Annotated in this window: 8 protein-coding genes and 1 pseudogene; all 9 read right to left on the bottom strand. The window is 43.5% G+C overall.

Features of this window, described 5'->3' with window-relative positions:
• Window positions 1–1,210, bottom strand: a pseudogene (locus tag NWQ57_RS00980) (pectin methylesterase); the annotation flags it as partial.
• 96 nt (window positions 1,211–1,306) lie between these two features.
• Entirely contained in the window at window positions 1,307–4,303 is a 2,997-nt protein-coding gene (locus NWQ57_RS00975; RefSeq protein WP_306020062.1) for a TonB-dependent receptor, read from the bottom strand.
• 261 nt (window positions 4,304–4,564) lie between these two features.
• Window positions 4,565–5,914, bottom strand: a complete 1,350-nt coding sequence (locus tag NWQ57_RS00970) for a polysaccharide lyase family 1 protein (RefSeq protein WP_306020061.1) — start codon at window positions 5,912–5,914, stop codon at window positions 4,565–4,567.
• Complete coding sequence (locus NWQ57_RS00965) at window positions 5,911–6,849, bottom strand: sugar kinase (protein WP_306020059.1); 939 nt, start codon at window positions 6,847–6,849, stop codon at window positions 5,911–5,913. Before NWQ57_RS00965 ends, NWQ57_RS00970 begins: the two co-directional genes overlap by 4 nt.
• A 69-nt stretch (window positions 6,850–6,918) precedes the next feature.
• A complete protein-coding gene (locus NWQ57_RS00960; RefSeq protein WP_306020058.1) occupies window positions 6,919–8,382 on the bottom strand; it encodes a mannitol dehydrogenase family protein in 1,464 nt (487 codons plus the stop codon).
• A gap of 5 nt (window positions 8,383–8,387) precedes the next feature.
• Window positions 8,388–9,815: a glucuronate isomerase gene (gene uxaC, locus NWQ57_RS00955; RefSeq protein WP_306020057.1), complete on the bottom strand. Its 1,428-nt coding sequence runs from the start codon at window positions 9,813–9,815 to the stop codon at window positions 8,388–8,390.
• 22 nt (window positions 9,816–9,837) lie between these two features.
• A complete protein-coding gene (locus NWQ57_RS00950; protein ID WP_306020056.1) occupies window positions 9,838–11,316 on the bottom strand; it encodes a UxaA family hydrolase in 1,479 nt (492 codons plus the stop codon).
• A 10-nt stretch (window positions 11,317–11,326) separates the two neighbouring features.
• Window positions 11,327–12,778 carry a glycoside hydrolase family 28 protein gene (locus NWQ57_RS00945; RefSeq protein WP_306020055.1) on the bottom strand — a complete coding sequence of 484 codons (1,452 nt, stop codon included), beginning with the start codon at window positions 12,776–12,778 and terminating at the stop codon, window positions 11,327–11,329.
• 310 nt (window positions 12,779–13,088) lie between these two features.
• A complete protein-coding gene (locus NWQ57_RS00940; RefSeq protein ID WP_306020053.1) occupies window positions 13,089–14,117 on the bottom strand; it encodes a LacI family DNA-binding transcriptional regulator in 1,029 nt (342 codons plus the stop codon).
• Window positions 14,118–14,406: the final 289 nt, after the last annotated feature.

The raw sequence follows: 14,406 nt of genomic DNA, 5'->3' as shown, positions 1-14,406 counted from the left end.
GTGTGGTTGATGCGCTGGGGGTGACATTACCGATACTAAAGCGTGTGGCGGCGAGCACTAAATGTCCGTTGGTTTCATCAAGTGTGGTACTTCCGCCTGTTTTAGCGTACATACCAACCGTAGGATCGTAATCCAGCAAGGTCTTATAACCGCTACTAAAGAATTCATTGGTTGTGACATTAAAGTCTTCATCCAAAGCTGCGGCGATAGAATTGGCTTGTTCTTCAAGTTTAACTAACTCTGCTGCCGCTTGTTCTTCAGATAAAGCGAGTACGTTGTTTTTCTTGTCTTCTTTTGCATCACAACTGGCCACGGCAGTGGCGACACCTTCAATACCACTTACTGCACAGAGGCTGTAAACTTGGTCGACCGTATTAAAGGATTTGGCAATGATAAACGTCGTTTCTGTTTCGGTGCTGAGTTTGATGGCTCTGCGACCAAAGGTAAATTCATAGCTACCAGTGGTAGCGTTTTCACCCTCTGATATAACAAACGTGCCTTTTGTCGCATCTTCACCTGGGGTAAAAGTAATGGTCTCAAGATTGGTGGTTTTACCAGATAAAAACGGATTATATAAGGTGCCATTAAACTGATTAATATCAAATGTACTACCAATTAAGGTCCCAAATTCGCTCTCTAAATAATTGACAAAATGCGCAAGGGAGCTATCAAATGGGGCTAAGGTTGTCATTGCCCCCCCTGCAGCAGCGAGCCATGGTTCAACATCTGCGGCAAATTCAGAAGCGGGCCGATTGAAAAACTGTTCTACCGTTTGGTCTTGTGCTAACAACATGCTTGCAGCACTTGTGGCACTCGGGCTGATTTCAATACCGTTACTCGGGTCGCCATCTACATCTAAGGCTTGTAACAACCTTAATGTGTTTGCAACTGATTGCTGAAATGGTGTATCGGCACCGAACACTCTAAGTGGGGTAATAATGCTCGACGCCGCCACTGCCGGAAATTCAAATTCACCGATGTGAAATGTGATCACCTCACCGCGAAAGTAGTTAAATTGCCCATCGGCATTAGTGACGCCACTGGGTACCGACTCTGAGCGGTACCCTAAACCACTCACGGGGCTATCCACAAACACGCCGGTAAGCGCCGGATCGGGCGCTTCTTTTACGTTAACGGTACTTTCCGCACCACATCCTGCCAATACAATTGCGCTCAATACGCTCATGGCTATTTTATTTTTTAACATCATGATCACCCTCCTAAGGATGAGATATCGTTTACTGTTTGCGCTGTACTTTCTTGAAGCTAACGCGCAAACCCGATGGTTTAACTTGCTGTGAACGAATTAATAAAACTTATAGTTAAGTCCAAGTTGATACGTGCGGCCGTATTCTTCTTTTTGATACAGAATGTTGCCGCCGCTTTTGGTATTACCTTCGAAGTAACGCAAATCAGCTTCGTTGGTCAGATTGATCGCATCGAAATAGATTTGAATTTGTTTGTTCACGTTGTAAATAGCTTTGAAATCTAGACTTTTGATTGCGTCTTGATAACGGTCTGACCACACTTTACATTCGTATGAGTCACTGGTATTTGCTGTCGCTGGGCATGAGCCCACTTCTTCAAGAATTTTTGAGCGATGATTACCGATTAAGCGCACAGAATAGCTATCGCTCTCCCATCCCAACGTTAAGTTAAAGGTGGTATCGGCTTGGTCAGGTAAGGGGACTTTGTCAGCGCGAATAGACTTATCAAGCTGTGCTTCACTGGTGAGCAAGGTCAAATTACTTTGAATAAAAAAACCACTTTCAAAGTATTGGTTATAGCTAAGCTCGGTGCCCATTACCGTGGCTTTATCACCATTGAGGGTAATATTCACATCATTAAGAATAAGATTTTGCGGGATCACAAATTCAGTAATTTGATTAACAGGCAAGGTTAAAGGCAAATCAGGTAAGGACATCGTGATGCCGTTCACATCTACGATAAAATTATCGATATCCTTGTAAAACAGTGAAGCTTCCATAAACAAATCTTTACTTGGATACCAACCAATTGACGCATCGTAGTTAATGGACGTCATGGCCACTAGGTTGGGGTTACCTACATCAAGTGTATTGTTAGAGCCTAAGATATAGTCTTGTAACTGCTGCACATTTGCACCGCCTTGTGCGTCATCACAGTCATCACTTTGCGGCGGACACAACTCAATGTCTTCGTCAAATTTGGCAAAGGCACGAGCTTGTTTAAATGATGGGCGAGTAAAGCTGGTCCAGATTGCACCACGAATAAGTATGTCTTCGTGTGGCTCATAACGCAGATGGACACTGGGGAAATACTCGCTGTACTTAATGGATGCTTCGGGCAGCGGTACGGCAATATCTAGGCTACCTTGGCCGGCACCATTAAACTGAAAATCATCATTTTCTAATGATAAAAAGCCTGTTGAAGAGAATTCTGTTTCAACAAAACGTACGCCACCTGACATAATTAAATCATCGGTAATGGGCAACTCGGCCATGATATACAGGGCTTTGGTGTCTTCCGTTAAGGTGTAATCTTCTTTTGTACTGTCAATAGACACCTCACCGTTGGTGGCTGCGTCTCGCGTGATTTTCGATTTATCAACGATGTAATCCACTTGTCCTTGCTCGACAAAGGGGTAAGTGAAGTGATTGCCTGGAGGGATGGAACTGGGATAATCAGTATGCACAGAGTTCACCACTGTGATACACGTTTCATCGCCACCGCAATCAGCGGCACTTGGGTCATAACTGGAGCGGTTTTTATCTCTGATGTATTCGCGCTCAGAAAACGCTGCCCCTACTTTTATATAACTAAGGTGCTTGTAGTAGAAATCTTTAGTCAGGTTGATTTTGCCGCTTTTTATACTGTCATCACGAGTACCATCTTCTAAAAAGAGATTATCAAAATCCCAATTGGCTAGATTACTGGCATCACCTGATTCAGAGGTGCCAAAAGTATCAACACTCAAACCACTGATTTGGGCAGCTTCTTCTGGGCTTAATGCTCGGCCTAAAATATTGTCTTTGCTACCTTGACCATAAACAATATTGTCACGCTCACGAAATTGCACACGCCTGTCATTGTTGGATTCTTCATAAGAGCTTGACGCAGCTAACTCATAATCTAAGGTCCAACTTTCGCCAATTTGATTTTCACCGCCAATGCTAAAAGACTTGGTGGTATTGTCACCGCCTTGGATAAAATATTGGTGAAAAATATCAATGTCACTCGCAATAAATTCTTTTGTGAGATCATTAACATAGAGAATTTCACCACTGCCTATATTGCCCGCATCTTGAAAATCAAAAAACTCTCGAAGCGCCACATCAGAATCAGTGAATTTAGTCAGGTTGCCTCGCACGTAATAATAACTGGTATCCGTTGGTTTAAATTCCACATTCAATGACGCTGCTTTACGCGTGCGACCCGCAATTTCACGGCGTTTTTCTAACTGGCTTGGCCCAAGTATTTCTGGTCCAGAGGCTATTTGCTCTTTCGCTGTTGTAATGACCTCACCTTGATCATCTGTAATGTCACTAAAGCCTTTGTCAGCCTGGTAATAACGCATTTCTGTGGAGCTATGATGCCGAGTTTCATCCACTTGTGATTTACGGTTTTCTTGAGAAACGGCAAAACCAATACCTATGGTTTTATCTAAGAAAAATTGGGTGCCATCAAGGCTAAATTTAGGTGAATGTTCTTCGCGTTTATCGCTGTAAGCATCTTGAACTTTTAATTTAAGGGTATCTTTACCGCGCTCAAACGCTGAAATGGCATTGACGTTGACCGTCCCCCCAATAGAATTGAGATCTTGATCGGGTGTCAGGGTTTTTAATACTTCGATGGAGCCAAGAATGTCACCTGGAATGGCATCTAATCCGACTTTCCGGTCATCACCCACGCCAGACATTTCAGAGCCGTTTATGTTAACCGATACAAAACCCGGTCCAAGGCCACGAACGCTTACAAACTTGCCCTCACCTTCAGAACGCTGCAGGGTAACCCCTGGTAAGCGTCTTAGTGATTCTGCAACGTTTTGGTCGACAAAATTACCTAGGTCATCGGTTGCAATAATAGAACTAAAGCTTTTATTTAAGCGTTCTAAATCCCTTGCTTTGATATCGGCTTGCCGTACTCCTGTGACTTCAACAACTTCTATTTCATCGTTAGTGTTTTGTGAGTTATTTGCAGCAGCGTCGCTGTTTTTTTCTACTGCATCTTTTGTTTGTTGAACAACAGGCTGTGCTTGCTGGGCATAAGCAGGAATGGCCATAGACATGGCGATTACTAAAGCCTTCAGTTGAAAACGTTTCATTTCGGATATTCTCCTAAGGTTCCATCATTATTAATTGGGGCGCCAACGCGAGACTGCCACCGGTGGCAAAACAAAGATAAAAAAATTTCTTCTCTGCCACCGGTGGCATACTACTAATATAAAAATACCCATGTCAACAAAATGTTAAAAAATAAGTGGCTTTGTTAAATATATGAATTTACAGCAGAAGATAACGATGAGCTAAACGCTATGAGCTCGATAACAGGGCTGTTAACGAGCTAAACAAAACTAAACCAGAGATTAAAATTGACCTAGTTTATCTATCCAGAGCTGGGTTGTATTTGGATCTGTTTCAAGTAACTCTTGAAGTGGCTTTGTCGAATTAAATTCCTTGGCGTAATTTTGCCAATTCCCAATGACTTGCAACTCTGAGTCAATAATACCATTTTGATACGTTGCGCTGCCCTGCTCTACCTCAGTCAAGATTCGCTGGTCAACCGAATCTTGAAAATAGCCTTCTCTAATACGGTTTGCCCCTACTTCTTTATCAATAATAAGTTGTTGGTAACTGAGGGGCGCAGGGACGTTGGGATCATTCAATATAAAAGATTTATCCGTAAATGGCTTGTTAACTAAGATTTCAGATTTTAATTGAATGATCTGCGTTTTTGTCATCGATTTGTCATTTTTAAACTCAACGCCCAAGGTGTTGTCAGTGCTTTTCGCTTGCTCAGAAGGCATCAGGTTGTTGGCAATAAACATCTGTCCCAGATCACTTGAACCATCAGGAAAATTGATTTGAAAGAAACGACTTTCGCCTTTTGCTGGCCCGACTTTATAGGTGTTGTTGACTAAGTTTACTCGCCCGCCCTCATTACCGTAGGTGCTGTTACTTGACCAGTTATAGATAACGTTATTTCGAATTTCCACTAACTCAGCACCAGGCTCATAATTGGGTTTTAGCCGGTAGCCATTGATACGAGGGTTGCGACTAGTATGATGAGCCATTACATTTGCAATAAAACTGGCTCGTTGCCCACCCCAAATCCCACCGTAACCGTGGTCACCCTTTTTGTGTCCTGCTTTATTAAGACTTTCACTGATAATACTGTACTGCAAAGTAAAATTTGTATTGTTATAAAAAGAAGCGACTTCATCGTTGGCCCAACTCATGGAGCAATGGTCAATAATGATGTCACTGCGGCGTTTGCCTGTCACAGCGTCCCCTTGATGGTTAGCTGAGCCCGGGCGAAAGCGCAAATAACGTATAATGACTTGGTCAGCATCTATTTGGGTTTCGGATCCGGAAACCACAATTCCTCGTGGTGAGGTTTGGCCTGCTATGGTGATAAAGTCCTCTTTAATTTCCAGAGGTTTTACTAAATCAATCACACCAGAAACATTGAAAACAACAATGCGTGGGCCTTTTGCTTTGACTGCATAACGCAAGGTACCCGGTTTGGCTTTTTCAGAATCTTCTAAAGAATCAACAACGATGACCCGACCACCTCGCCCACCCACAGTATATTTACCGTAGCCTAATGCTTCAGGAAAGGCTAATTGCGCTTCCGTGCTTGGCGTGGTGGCACTAACACAGGCACTCGCTAACACCAGCAAGACTGCAAATGCACGTCCCTTAATGGCATTCATGAAAAAATGTTCGCAGTAATAAAGCGAGTCATTTGTGCTTTATCAACAATGGCTCCCTTGTGACCGATGACAAAAGCAGCAACTTTTGCGCCAAAACCCGCCGCAAGCTGTTCGCTTTTACCTGCAAGTCGCGCAGCTAAATAGCCTCCATTGAAGGCATCGCCTGCTGCAGTGGTATCAATAACAACATCCACTTTATGTGCAGGTACGATACTGTGTTGCCCTTGTGAAAAAATTTGGATGCCATGTTCACCGTTTTTAATGATCATCTCTGCCACGCCCAATTTTTCAACATGCTGATGCACGGTTTCAATGTTTTGATGGCCATATAAGGAACGATGATCATCACAACCCGGGAACGCAATATCAGCAAGTGCATAGGCTTTATCTGTCCATTCTTGGGCTTCTTGCACTGAGGACCAGAGTTTTGGTCGATAATTAGGGTCAAAGATAATGGTCGTACCGCTGGCTTTTAGTTGCCTTACATATGCTAAAAAATCCGCCTTATCTTGTGCAGGTAAAATAGCTAAACTGATACCTGAGAAAAACAAGCTGCCTACTTTGCTCAGGTCTGAATGAGCATTGGCTTCACTAAAGAGTGAAAAATACCCTTTAGCTGCGGAGTCACTGCGCCAATAGGCAAAACTGCGCTCGCCCTTGTCATCAGTATCAATCATGTATAAACCGAGAGTTTTTAGGCTCGTACTAAATACCAATGAAGTATCGATATCTTCGGTTTGCAGCTTTTCAATAAACTGTTCGCTGACCTTATCTTGACCAACTGCAGTCCAATAGCTAATGGTTTGTTCTGGGTTACAGCGTTTTAAATACACAGCGGTATTGTATGTATCACCAGCAAAGGTTTGGTAGTAGGTGTTTTCGCCACGGTTAGACATTTCAACCATGCATTCGCCTACGATAATATGTTGTGTCATGTGACCCTATTCTCTTAGCATAAACAGAGCAACTGATCGTTATTGCCGTGTTATAAAAGTTGAAAAGGCCTAGTACAAGGCCTTAATTTGTTCGTCGATGTTAGCAGAGTTAAGCGCAGATAGACTCAGATAAGCCTCAGTAACTGACTGACTAAAGACAGAATTATTCACAAGTGAAACCGCAAAGACCTGTTCTATGTTTAGCAGTCGCGTAACATCTTCTTTTTCGTGGCCTGAGCATTGCAACCCTACGCTGATGAGTCGTTCTGCGAGTGGATCGACAATCTTAAATTGCTTGTGGGCTGCACTGACAATAAAGTGCAACCAAGCCGCTACTCCTACACATAATAAGGAGATAGGTTGACCTTGGCTTAAATTGTCTTGGATGCTGCCGAGCAATCTAAAAGGCAGTTTTTGCGAGCCGTCCCACGCGATTTGTGAGAGTAGATGTCGGATATGTTGGTTACTGTATCGCTTTAAGATGGCGTCAATGTAGGCATCTACGTCTAATTCAGCAGGCGCAGAAAATGACAGCGCAACTTGTTCTTTTAGTAAGGTATTAATAAGAGTAAAAAGCGCTGGGTGACTGATGGCTTGATTGACCGTTTCAAAGCCACAACGTAGTCCAAGATAAGCCAGTGTAGAATGACTGCCATTTAACAAACGTAATTTTGCTTTCTCGTAACCACTCACATCTTGCGTAAAGGTCACACCGACTTTATCCCATGCAGGACGCGGTCCACTGAAATTATCTTCGATAACCCACTGAGTAAACGCCTCTCGCTGGATCGGCCAATTATCTTGTAGCTTAATCGCATTGGCTACGCGAGCACGTAATTCGTCATTACTGGCAGGCGTAATACTGTCAACCATGGTGTTTGGAAAACACACATGGTGTGTGATCCATTGGGCCAACTGCATATCAATATTTTCAGCAAAACGGATGATTGCTCGGCCTAGTTTGGTGCCATTATCGGCTAGGTTGTCGCAACTCATAATCGTCAAATCAGCAGTGTTATTTTGCATTCTTTGCTGCAAAGCCAAGGTTAATAAACCAATAGCACTGATGGGACATGTGGGATTTTTTAGGTCGTGCACAATATCATTATTGCTAACATCAAGTTCACCTACACCGTTTAGGCAATAGCCTTTTTCGGTCACGGTTAAACTGACTATATGAGTACTCGGAGCAACAAGTCGCTGCATGACTTGTTCACGCTGCTCACCTAATACTAAAACTTCTTTGATGGCACTGATAACTTGATAGCTTGGCTGCTCATCAATAATTGCCAGCGTATAAATATTATCCTGCTCGGCTAATTCATCTCTTACGCCAGTGCTGCGCATCGATACCGCACAAATTCCCCAATCACCGCCAAACTCCATGGCGTTATCGGTATAAACGGCTTGATGAGCGCGATGAAAGGCGCCAGGCCCTAAATGCACAATACCAATCTGACGTTCAAGGGCGGCTTGATTGAACCGCACTTCTGCTGATAAGTGACCTAAACTGCCTTTGTTTAATTGCTGCATAGGGCTTATTTATCCAACTTGTAGGCTTTTTTAGCCAGGTTGTACGTTAAATCGAAGGCAAGCTCTACACCTTCATCTTCATTAATACGGTGTTGTGAAATTAACTCTGCTAAAAAGCGGCAATCGATACGCCGTGCTACATCATGACGTGCGGGGATGGATAAAAACGCGCGAGTATCGTCGTTAAAACCCACTGTATTATAAAAGCCGGCGGTTTCTGTCACTTGATGACGAAAACGCAACATCCCTTCTGGACTATCATGAAACCACCAAGCGGGCCCAAGCTTCAAACAGGGATAATGACCCGCTAAAGGCGCTAATTCACGGGCATAAGTGGTTTCATCCAAGGTAAACAAAATCACGCTTAAACGCGGATCATTACCATATTTATCTAACATGGGCTTAAGTGCCTGCACATATTCGGTTTGTGATGGAATATCTGCCCCTTTATCACGGCCAAAATGGTCAAAAATAATAGGGTTATGGTTTCTAAATGCTCCGGGATGTATTTGCATTACCATGCCATCTTCAGCGCTCATCCCCGCAAGTTCAGTTAGCATTTGCGCTCTAAAAAGCTCTTGTTGTGCTTCGTTAGAGTGGCCACTTAAACACGTAGCAAACAAGCTTTCACACTCAGTTACCGACAAATTAGCGGTACGCGCAGTAGGATGGCCATGGTCGGTGGCTGTTGCGCCTAATTTTCTGAAATACTCACGACGTAGTCGAATGGCTTGTAAGTAACCCTGCCAAGATTGAGTATCTTGGCCAGTTAGCTCTGCTAATTTTTTTACGTTGGCAATAAAGTCTTCACGAGAAGCATCTACCACATCATCAGGCCTAAAACTGGTGATCACGCGATGTTGCATCACGCTGCCCTGCATCGCTTGGTGATGCGGCAAAGTATCAAGGGCACCTTCTGTGGTGCAAATAAGCTCAATATTGAAACGGTCCATCAAGGCGCGAGGTCTAAATGCCGCGGAGCTTAATTTTTCAGTGATCTCATCGTAATATTTATCAGCGGTCTTAGCGCTTAATAATTCGCGCATGCCAAATACATCGTGAAAAACGGTGTCTAGCCACATGCGTGAGGGCGTACCGCGAAACAAGTAATAATGTTTGGCCAATATGTGCCAAATCTTTCGAGGATCTTGTTCGACCGCAGCACCATCTTGACGACGAATACCTAAAGATTCTAGTGAGATCCCTTGGCTGTACAACATCCGAAAAACGTAATGGTCAGGACGGATTAATAATTCAGTGGCGTTACCAAAGGCTTCATCTTGGGCAAACCATCGCGGATCAGTATGACCATGGGGACTGATGATGGGCAAATCTTTTATCTGAGCATACAGATTGCGTGCAATCGCTCTGACTTTTTCATCCGCTGGAAATAAGCGGTCAGGATGAAGATGTAATGTTGTTGAGTTAACCATTGAAGGCTCCTTATTAATTTGATTAGAGCGTAACGCCACGCTTCCAGATTGCGATTTCACGACAATCGTTTACTTCATTTTTGGTTGTTTGACCTGAGGCAAACTTGAGAATTTGAGCAAAGAATTGCTCAGCGCAATCATCCATACTCACGCCATCGAGTACGATGCCGGCATTGAAATCAATCCAATGGGGTTTGTGTTGGGCTAGTTCACTGTTTGAGGAAATTTTCACCGTGGGAACCGGAAAACCAAGTGGCGTGCCGCGGCCAGTAGTAAATAACACAAAATGTGCACCACTAGCAGCCAACGCGGTAGATGACACCGCATCGTTACCGGGTGCCTGCAATAAAACTAAGCCTTTACTGCTGGCGGCTTGACCGTAATCAAGCACTTGATTAACAATGGCTTGCCCGCCTTTTTGAATAGCGCCAAGTGATTTTTCTTCCAGTGTAGTAAGGCCCCCGGCTTTATTACCAGGCGATGGGTTTTCATAGATGGGCTGGTTATGATCAATAAAGTACTGCTTGAACTCATTGACTAAATCAACAATTTGCCCAAACACCGCGCTGTTAGTAGCCCGATTCATTAGTATTTGTTCAGCGCCAAACATTTCAGGTGTTTCAGTGAGGATTGCTGTGCCACCTATTTCGGTAATTTTGTCTGCCATGCGGCCAACCAATGGGTTGGCGGTAATGCCACTAAATGCATCTGAACCACCGCACTTCATACCCAGTACCAACTCGCTAGCGGGACAAGGCACCCTTTTGTCTTGTGCTAATAAAGGCAACATTTCTGCAATAGCATTAATACCCTCTTCGATTTCATCACCTACTTGCTGCGAATTATAAAAACGCAGTCGTGCAGGATCGTACTCACCAGCTTGTTCTAACAAAGCCGCCATTTGATTGTTTTCACATCCTAAACCAACTACCAACACTGCACCTGCATTCGGGTGTGTTAACAAAGAGGCTAAAATGGCACGGGTATCTTTTAAATCATCCCCTAACTGCGAACACCCGAAGGGATGAGTAAAGGCCACAAAAGCATCAGCCTGACCAAAAAAACGCTGGCTGCACAATTGTGCAATACGTTGTGCCGTACGATTGACACAGCCTACTGTATTGATGATCCATACTTCATTACGAATACCCACTTTCCCGTTACTACGGCGAAAACCATTAAAGGTATATTGACAATCGTCAATTGAGGGCTGAATTTCGATCGGATTGTATTGATACTGAGTACCATCTTTTAAATTGGTTTTGAGGTTATGACTGTGAACATGGCTTCCCGCTTTGGCGTTTTCAGTCATCCCCCCAATTTCGAAACCGTACTTAATGACTTTGTCATTTACGGCCAAATCGACCAAGGCCACTTTGTGCCCGCGGGGAATATCATTAATCAAATGTAAATTAAATTCTGCAAAGGCCTCGCCTTTACTTAGGTCTCGTGTTGCTACTGCAACATTATCGTTACCATGAATTTTTAATAAGGGCTTCATTTTCTCTACCTTAAGCGGTCACTAAATCTTTGGCTAATAGCGGCATATCACCGATGAATACCTCATCTAAGGTGAAGTGTTTGACATGCTCAACAATGTTGGGCAATTTCACATTTTTAAAATGGCAGTCCGAAAGATGGATACCCACAATAGGGGCGCGCTCAAACCCCTTAATAAAAAAGGCATGGGCCGCATTTTCTACAGTAAGTTTATTTATATGAATATTGCGAACTTGTGGGTCAAATTGTCCGGCGTCCCCTTCTTCGTAATAAAAATTAATCACAATGGCATCCCTTACTTCACCGATTTGCACATTATTGATGTAGATATTTTCGATGAGTCCGCCACGCACTGAATTAGTTTTAATACGGATAGCTCTTTCAAGCTCTGGGCTACTCATCTCACAATCGTGCATAAAAATATTACGCGCACCTCCAGAGATTTCACTTCCTATTACCATACCGCCGTGACCGTCCTTCATCTTACAATTTCTGACTAACACATTCTGAATGGGTAAATTTAGGCGGCGGCCATCGGCATTGCGCCCTGACTTAAGGGCAATACAGTCATCACCCGTGTCAAAGGTACATCCTTCAATTAATACCCTGTTACACGACTCGGGGTCACAGCCATCATTATTGGGCCCGTGGCTACGACACGTGACATTTCTGACGGTTACATCTTCACACATCACAGGATTGATAAGCCAAAAAGGCGATTGGGTTAAGGTTACCCCCTCTATTAACACTTTTTTGCATGCATAGGTTTGAATCATGGGGGGACGTAAATACGCACCTTGGGCATACATACGCTTTTCAACGGGTACACCGTTTTCGGCATCCTCGAACAATTGATCGCGCCCTGCTTTTTGATGTTTATTGTCTTTTACCGCGCTCCAATGAGACTCTTTATGGGGGCCCTTCCATGGCCACCATGTGTCGTTGTCAGCACCACCATGGATTAAACCGTTGCCAGTTATGGCGATATTCTCTTGTTGGTATGCATAGATAAGCGGCGAATACCCCATTAACTCAACCCCCTCCCAACGCGTCAGCACTGCTGGTAAATAACGCTCTGGCTCTGGTATAAAAAACAAAGTGGAGTTATCCGCTAAGTGCAAATTAACATTGGATTTTAAATGGATTGGACCGGTTAAGTAATCACCAGCGGGCACAACAACGCGACCACCACCGGCAATAAAGCAGGCTTCAATGGCATTAGCAAAGGCTAACGTATTGTCGTGTTGTTTGTCACCCAATGCACCAAAGGCTTGCACATTGAAATCTTTATCTGGAAAAGAGGTTTGAGCGACACTATCCAATACGGCATTACTTAAGGTTTCAAACTGCTGTTGACTGAATCGTGCTGCTGCAAATGACTTATTCGATTGACTGACACAGCCAGGTAACGCGGCAAGCACACACAGGCTTAGGGTTGATTTCAGAAATTGTCGTCTTAGCATCAGGCTCTACTTCCTCTTGTTTTCAATAAATGTAGCGTCTATTAACCGAATAAAACTTGCATTGTTTACATACATAAACGGCTTATTGTCTCTCTCGCTTGCCACCGGTGGCATTTTATTGTGTTAAAATTCTGTTGTCAATTAACTAATATGACCGACCCACGAATACTGATAAACCAGCACAGTCAGTCATTTCCCTTGTGTGAAGGGCTCCAATACTAGGTACAAATTAGCCTAGGCTGAATATTGATATTTAGTTAAATGTTAAATTTAGGTTAGCGGTTTAAGCCCACTCTCCTACTTGTTATTCTTACGCTTTTACTGCGCTCGTAGACTCTCGTATAATTAAATGGGGTTTAACCAAAAAGTCACTTTCTGGGCCTTGATTTTTCACTTTCTCAATAGATTGAATAATTTTATGCGCTGCCAACGAGGCCATTGCGCCCACAGGTCTTTGAATTGTGGTTAAAGAAGGAATAATGCGAGAGGCCAACAAGTTGTCATCAAAGCCGGCTATGGATAATTCTTCTGGTACCTTTATACCTAACTGTACCGCAGCCTTTAATACTCCTGCTGCCATCTCATCGTTATTTGCAAATATGGCAGTGGGACGACGCGGGTGTTGCAACAAGGTCTTCGCACAATCGATACCACTTTGGTAGGAGTTTTCACCCTCAATGACAAGTTCATCATTTAAAGCCAGTGTTAACTGGGCAAGAGAGTCACGAAAACCTTCTAGTCGTTCAATGGATGAGTAGTAATGTAAGGGGCCCGTAATAAAACCAATATCTCTGTGACCTAAAGAGTGCATGTAGCGCGCCATTTCACTCATGGCCGCCCGTTCATCTGATACCACGATATTAGTATGGTCGTCTAAATCAACGGAGGCCATACGCACATAACACAAGCCAGCTTCTCGTAAAGCGGCAGCCAAATCTTTAGATTCAGAAACGGGCGGTAGCACGATGACGCCATCAATACTTGAACGGCGGATGAAATTGAGACAATTTTGCACTAAGTCAGCACTGTGATATTTACAAGGATGAACAACTAATTCGTAGCCTTTTTTTGAACAAATATCCAACACTCCTCGTTGAACTTGGTCGATATACAACGCATCAGGGTTATCGTAAATCAAGCCTAATAAATAGGAGCGACTCGACGCTAAGCCCCTCGCCTGCTTATCGGGCGAATAGTCTAAGCGTTTTATAACGGCTTGGATGATCTCTAAGGTTTTGGCGCCAACGTTTGTTGAACCATTGATAACACGAGATACGGTACGTTTCGATACCCCTGCTTCTCTGGCTACGTCATTAATGGTTGGCTTTTTTTCACTCATTAGTGTTCCTTGATTCATGCCAGCACCTTATTGACCCTCAATAGCACAAGCAACTAAAACGCAAAATTTACTTATTGTGAAATAACTTGACACCTTTAAGCAAATTTTTCCTTAAAAACAGACGTTTAATTAAGCATATCCATAATAATTAACTTAAAGCGTCTCATTAAATCCTTACCCTGTTTTACTTCTTTGTTCCGCTTCTAGCTGATAAGCATCTTTATATATGGCATTGGCAGCTTCCTTAACCTGCGCAGCAAAATGGGGGATCTGCGCTTTGGTAAACGAG

Origin of the sequence: Paraglaciecola sp. (genome assembly GCF_030730205.1) — a bacterium.
Lineage (GTDB): Bacteria > Pseudomonadota > Gammaproteobacteria > Enterobacterales > Alteromonadaceae > Paraglaciecola.
This window is presented reverse-complemented; position numbering and strand designations above follow the sequence as displayed.

Excerpts from the sequence above, each read along its gene's own strand:
- NWQ57_RS00960 (WP_306020058.1), bottom strand. The coding sequence starts at position 8,382 with ATGCAGCAATTAAACAAAGGCAGTTTAGGTCACTTATCAGCAGAAGTG.
- NWQ57_RS00970 (WP_306020061.1), bottom strand. The coding sequence starts at position 5,914 with ATGAATGCCATTAAGGGACGTGCATTTGCAGTCTTGCTGGTGTTAGCG.
- NWQ57_RS00975 (WP_306020062.1), bottom strand. The coding sequence starts at position 4,303 with ATGAAACGTTTTCAACTGAAGGCTTTAGTAATCGCCATGTCTATGGCC.
- NWQ57_RS00945 (WP_306020055.1), bottom strand. The coding sequence starts at position 12,778 with ATGCTAAGACGACAATTTCTGAAATCAACCCTAAGCCTGTGTGTGCTT.
- NWQ57_RS00965 (WP_306020059.1), bottom strand. The coding sequence starts at position 6,849 with ATGACACAACATATTATCGTAGGCGAATGCATGGTTGAAATGTCTAAC.
- NWQ57_RS00950 (WP_306020056.1), bottom strand. The coding sequence starts at position 11,316 with ATGAAGCCCTTATTAAAAATTCATGGTAACGATAATGTTGCAGTAGCA.
- NWQ57_RS00940 (WP_306020053.1), bottom strand. The coding sequence starts at position 14,117 with ATGAGTGAAAAAAAGCCAACCATTAATGACGTAGCCAGAGAAGCAGGG.
- uxaC (WP_306020057.1), bottom strand. The coding sequence starts at position 9,815 with ATGGTTAACTCAACAACATTACATCTTCATCCTGACCGCTTATTTCCA.